Source organism: Mesorhizobium sp. M7A.F.Ca.CA.002.09.1.1 (assembly GCF_003998555.1).
GTDB lineage: Bacteria > Pseudomonadota > Alphaproteobacteria > Rhizobiales > Rhizobiaceae > Mesorhizobium > Mesorhizobium ciceri.
The window spans coordinates 1-4,899 of sequence record NZ_RZRR01000400.1 but is presented as its reverse complement, the minus strand read 5'-3'; the positions used below and the strand labels follow the sequence as shown (position 1 = coordinate 4,899).

Genomic DNA, 4,899 nt, shown 5'->3' with positions numbered 1-4,899 from the left:
AGGTTCGCGCATCCTCATTGTCGAAGACGATCTGGAGATCGCACGCATGCTGGGCGACACGCTCACCGACAACGGCATGACTGTGGAAATTGCCGAGAGCGGCGTCCAGATGAATGCCGCGCTTCGCACCCAGAAATTCGATCTCATCGTGCTCGATGTCATGTTGCCGGGCGAAAACGGTCTCAACATCTGCCGCCGCCTTCGTGCCGCAACCAACATTCCGATCCTGATGCTGACCGCGCTCGGCGAGGAAATCGACCGCATCTTCGGGCTGGAAATCGGCGCGGACGACTATGTGACGAAACCGTTCAGCGCGCGTGAACTGACGGCCAGGATACGGGCGCTGCTGCGCCGTACAGCCTATGATCCCGACGAGCGGGACTGGTCGAAGGTACTTCGTTTCAACGGCTGGCGCCTTGATCCCATACGCCGGCAATTGCATGACCCCAACAATGCGCGGGTGACGACCACGACGCATGAATTCGACCTGTTGCTTGCGTTTTGTCGCAATGCAGGCCGGGTTCTCTCTCGTGAGGAACTTCTGGGCGTAACCCATGCCGGGCTCGCGGGGCCGATCGAGCGTAGCGTCGATGTCCATATCAGTCGAATCCGCAGGAAGATCGAAAAGGATGCGCGCGATCCGGTGCTTTTGAGGACCGTTCGGTTGGGTGGCTACATCTTCACCGCGACGGTGGAGGAAGCATAAGGGATTTCATCCGCCGTTTCTTGCCACAGTCCGTGCGTGGGCAGTTTGTGGCAATCATTTTCATCGCGGTGATCGTGATCATGTTCGTCGGTTCGGTCGTCGAGAGTTTCATAGAGAACGCCGATCTTCCCGCCGCGGAAGATAACGCCGGGCGTGCGGCCGTTGTTGCTGCCTTGTTGCAAGAAACGCCGGCGCAGGCGCGTGGCGCAATTCTGGCGACAGCAAAGCGGGCCGGCTTTGATTTCGAGATATTGCCCAAGGACCGGATAACCGGCATTCCCCAGTCCTATCTGCAATGGCGAAGTGTCGAATGGCTTTTGCGTATCGACAGGGGGACGGTTGAGGGACGCTGGATAAGGATCGGCGGCCGATACGCGTTTGTCATCGACCTCGACCAGCAGGACGTCCTGGCCCATTTCGGCATGCCCGATTCCTGGCTGACATCGGGCCTCGTCCGTGCCTCGTTCTACAGGTTCATGGCTTTCGTTGCCTTGCCCGTGCTGATCTGGCTGTTTGCGGTTTGGGCCGTGACGGATCCGTTGAAGCGCATCTCGGCGGCAGTCGGTTCGGCCGAGATCGAGAATGGCGACCAGCTCTTCGTCGAACACGGCTCCATTGAAATGGTGGGGTTGGCGCGCGCCCTGAACAGGATGAGGACGCGTATCCGCACGATGATCGAAAACCGCACGCGCATGTTGCGCAGCGTCAGTCATGATCTGCGCACGCCTTTGACGCGGCTGCGGCTTCGCGCCGAGCGCATGGATGATGGCCCAATCCGAACCGCAATCCTGTCCGATGTCCAGCACATCGAAATCTTGATCGATGAGACCCTTACCTACCTGCGCAACGATGTTTCGACGGAGAAGCTGCAGCGCGCCGATATTGCCAGCGTTCTGCAAACCGTCTGCGCCGAATTCTCCGATGTCGGATTTCCTGTCTCATATTCCGGGCCGGACCGGCTTCTGGGCTGGTGCAAGCCCAATGCATTGGCGCGTGCGATCGCCAATCTTTGCGACAACGGGGTCAAATTCGCTGGCAATGTCACGGTCGCCTTGACGGCGACCGGCACGGCGGCGCGCATCACGGTAGGGGACGACGGGCCGGGTATTCCGATGACGGCACGTGCCCGTGTTTTCGAACCATTCTTCAAGGAAGATGCGTCGCGCGGCATTGCGTCGAAGCATGGCTTCGGTCTGGGCCTCTCGATCGTTGCCGACATCGTCCAGGGGCACGGCGGCAGGATCGAATTGGAGGACAACCAGCCCAGCGGACTGGTCGTTACCATCGACCTGCCGAATGCCGCGGATGTGCAGTCGGCATAGACGGCCTCCCGCCGGGTAAGGTGCGCTCTAAGCCGGCAGGCCGGGGCGATCGAGCTTTTTGGGCGACAGCGTGAAAATCTCGCACCCTGTGTCGGTCACGCCGATCGTGTGCTCGTACTGCGCCGACAGCGAGCGGTCGCGCGTTACCGCGGTCCAGCCATCCGACAGAACCTTCACGTGCGGCCTGCCCAGATTGATCATCGGCTCGATGGTGAAGATCATGCCTGGCCGCATCTCGACGCCTTCATTGGCGCTGCCGTAATGCAGGATGTTCGGCGCGTCATGGAACAACTGGCCGACGCCGTGGCCGCAGAAGTCGCGCACCACCGAGCAGCGCTCGCCTTCGGCAAAGGTCTGGATGGCGGCGCCGATGGCGCCGGCGCGGGCGCCCGGCCTGACCGCCGCAATGCCGCGCATCAGGCATTCATGCGTGACTTCGAGCAGCCGCTCGGCGGCGCGCTTGATCGTGCCGACCGGATACATGCGCGAAGAATCGCCGTGCCAGCCGTCGAGGATGTAGGTGACGTCGATGTTGACGATGTCGCCATCCTTGAGCGGCTTGTTGTCGGGAATGCCATGGCAGACGACATGGTTGATCGAGGTGCAGGATGATTTCGTGTAGCCGCGATAGTTGAGCGTCGCCGGCAGCGCGCCGTGGTCCATGCCGAATTCGAAGACGAAGCGGTCTATTGCTTCGGTGGTGACCCCGGGCTGGACCATCGGCACCAGCTCGTCGAGGCAGCGCGCGGTGAGATCGCATGCCTTGCGCATGCCGGCAAAGCCGTCCTCGCCATAGAGGCGGATCTGGCCGGTATTTCTGAGCGGGGCCGTGGCAGCGTCGAGATAGGTGACCATTTTGTCCGTGTAGCGGGTAGGGCCCTGCAAGAGAGCCGACGTGAAGATCTCCCCAGATTTGGCACTTGAGGGCAAAAGGTTCAAGGAAGAACTGCCCGATGCACCCGCACAGTTCGAGATATTCGCCTTGCATGGGCGGTTCAGCGACCCAAGTGACGACACATTTCTGGGCCAAAAGCCGGTCAAAGCAACTTTTGACGACGAACGGCGTTGCTGCGGTGGCGCCAGTTCGGGAGACAGGAAATGGACAGACTGCAATTCGAGGTGCCGGTGCGCATAGCGCCCGCGCCCGGCCTGCCGGTCGAGGAGATCTACGGCGTCGAACAGGCGCTCGATTTTCTCCAGGACTGGCCTGCGCGCCGTCAGGGCCCGATCTACCAGAAAGCCTTCAACGCCTGCTTTGGGGCCACGGTAGACGTGGTCAAGACCGAGGATGCTTGCCGGGCGTTCATGGCGTTTTGCCGGGCCAGCGGACTGATGGCCAGGGATATGATGACGCCGCGCAAGCGCGGCGGTGAGGCGAGGGCGCTCCAGGCCTAAGGGCCGCCGCCGTTTCGCCTGCCCCCCACTGCAACCAATGAAGCGCGTTTGACGCACAGGCGATGTCGCGAGCGTATCGTTGCGTCCCCGCACCCACGTCAGCGCCGTTAAGCTTCCGTTTCCACCTTCCCGGCTACGCCATTGCTTGTTGGCAATGGTTGATTCGTTGCGTCAGTCTCATGGTTCGGAAGATGTCCCCAGAAAAAATCCGTGCATTCCCGATCGACCGTCAGGTATTCTTGGTCAGAGAGGTTGCTGCCAAGCTCGGCAACCTGCATGGCGAGACCGCCACCTCGTTCTGGAGGGCCAAGGCGTCGGAGTTGCTCGATCTTGTGGTCGGCTCCGGCAGGGACAGAACAGCAGCCAGCGATGAAGTGCGCAGGTTTTTCCAAGCCGTGCAAAGAGAGATGTCGGCCGGGGTGGTTGCGGAGCCGATGCCGATTCTTTCCGCTTGAAGAAAATCCTGCACAGCTTTGGCTTCCCACTGCATTCTCCAACAGTGCGAGCAGCAACACATCGGTGTTTGCTGCCTTCGACGGCAAGTTCGCTGATCGGGTGCGAACCCATGGCTGCCTATCGCAGGCGGATGCTCTAGGACATCGATGCTCTCTCTCGCCGCCTCCCGCTGGCCCTAGCCCTTCTCGCTTGCCAGGAAGTGCGCTCGCGCGTTGATCAGCCAGCGAAGCACTTCTTTTTTGAAGCCAATGGACCACTGCTCAAAAATGCACCGAACTTTTTAGCCATTCGTTCATTTATGCGTGCTTTCTAATCTAAGCCATGGCCTTGAATAGCTTCACCCGTGTTCGGCTTGTAATGGACGCCATGCGCCGGAGCACGGGCGCAAATGTCGCCACCATTTTTGCCCTCACCTTGCCGGTCGTTGTCGGCGCTGCGGGCTTCGGCGTCGAGACCTCCTATTGGTACTACAACAGCCTGAGATTGCAGGCGACGGCCGATGCAGCCGCCTATGCCGGAGCGCTCGAACAGATTTCGGGTTCCGACAAGCCGACGATCGTCGCGGCTGCGACCCAGTCCGCGGCGTCGAACGGGCTGGGCTCGGGCACGATCGTCGTCAATACGCCGCCCGCGTCCGGACCGAATACGGCGAAAAAAGCGGTCGAGGTGATCGTCGGCCAGAAGCTCGACCGGATGTTCACCCTGATCTTCACACAGGAAAAGGTTCCCGAACAGGCGAGGGCGGTGGCCGTCATTACCGATGCCTCGAGTGCTTGCATGCTCGCGCTCGATCCGTCCGCGTCGCAGGCGGTGCTGTTTTCCGGCAGCACCAGCGTTAAGCTCACCGGCTGCTCGGTCATGTCCAATTCCATCGCCTCCGACGCCATCAAGCTTCAGGGCGCGGCCGGTCTGCAGGCCGATTGCCTGATATCGGCGGGCGGTGTCTCTCTCAGCAATCCCGTCACCACCGTCTGCGCGGCCCCGATCACCCAGGCACTGCCCGCCGGCGATCCCTTTGTC

The 4,899-nt window shown here is 61.1% G+C and carries 7 protein-coding genes; 5 read left to right on the top strand and 2 right to left on the bottom strand.

The features are described 5' to 3' along the window. The coding region (locus EN994_RS17970; RefSeq protein WP_164745989.1) for a response regulator transcription factor at positions 1 to 706 on the top strand (706 nt) is incomplete at its 5' end. Here the strand turns inward: EN994_RS17970 and EN994_RS36150 are convergent. Then, entirely contained in the window at positions 673 to 1,122 is a 450-nt protein-coding gene (locus EN994_RS36150) for a hypothetical protein (protein WP_245441331.1), read from the bottom strand. The genes EN994_RS17970 and EN994_RS36150 overlap by 34 nt on opposite strands. 6 nt (positions 1,123 to 1,128) lie before the next feature. On the opposite strand from EN994_RS36150, the gene EN994_RS17965 reads away from it, so the two are divergent. Then, complete coding sequence (locus EN994_RS17965; protein ID WP_245441330.1) at positions 1,129 to 2,028, top strand: HAMP domain-containing sensor histidine kinase; 900 nt, start codon at positions 1,129 to 1,131, stop codon at positions 2,026 to 2,028. Between the two features lie 27 nt (positions 2,029 to 2,055). Here EN994_RS17965 and map read toward each other — a convergent pair whose 3' ends face one another. Beyond that, the gene (gene map / locus EN994_RS17960; protein ID WP_127307692.1) at positions 2,056 to 2,883 is read right to left on the bottom strand and encodes a type I methionyl aminopeptidase; all 828 of its coding nucleotides are present in this window, start codon (positions 2,881 to 2,883) and stop codon (positions 2,056 to 2,058) included. A 243-nt stretch (positions 2,884 to 3,126) separates the two neighbouring features. On the opposite strand from map, the gene EN994_RS17955 reads away from it, so the two are divergent. The 3 genes from EN994_RS17955 to EN994_RS17945 all read left to right on the top strand — a co-directional run. Further along, positions 3,127 to 3,423, top strand: a complete 297-nt coding sequence (locus EN994_RS17955) for a DUF982 domain-containing protein (protein ID WP_013532001.1) — start codon at positions 3,127 to 3,129, stop codon at positions 3,421 to 3,423. A gap of 191 nt (positions 3,424 to 3,614) precedes the next feature. After that, positions 3,615 to 3,878, top strand: a complete 264-nt coding sequence (locus EN994_RS17950; protein ID WP_013532000.1) for a DUF6074 family protein — start codon at positions 3,615 to 3,617, stop codon at positions 3,876 to 3,878. Positions 3,879 to 4,200: 322 nt separating this feature from the next. Continuing rightward, the coding region (locus EN994_RS17945) for a pilus assembly protein TadG-related protein (protein WP_245466044.1) at positions 4,201 to 4,899 on the top strand (699 nt) is incomplete at its 3' end.

Coding starts and splice junctions, on each gene's coding strand:
- EN994_RS36150 (WP_245441331.1), bottom strand. CDS start 1,122: ATGGGCCAGGACGTCCTGCTGGTCGAGGTCGATGACAAACGCGTATCG.
- EN994_RS17965 (WP_245441330.1), top strand. CDS start 1,129: ATGCCCGATTCCTGGCTGACATCGGGCCTCGTCCGTGCCTCGTTCTAC.
- EN994_RS17950 (WP_013532000.1), top strand. CDS start 3,615: ATGTCCCCAGAAAAAATCCGTGCATTCCCGATCGACCGTCAGGTATTC.
- EN994_RS17955 (WP_013532001.1), top strand. CDS start 3,127: ATGGACAGACTGCAATTCGAGGTGCCGGTGCGCATAGCGCCCGCGCCC.
- map (WP_127307692.1), bottom strand. CDS start 2,883: ATGGTCACCTATCTCGACGCTGCCACGGCCCCGCTCAGAAATACCGGC.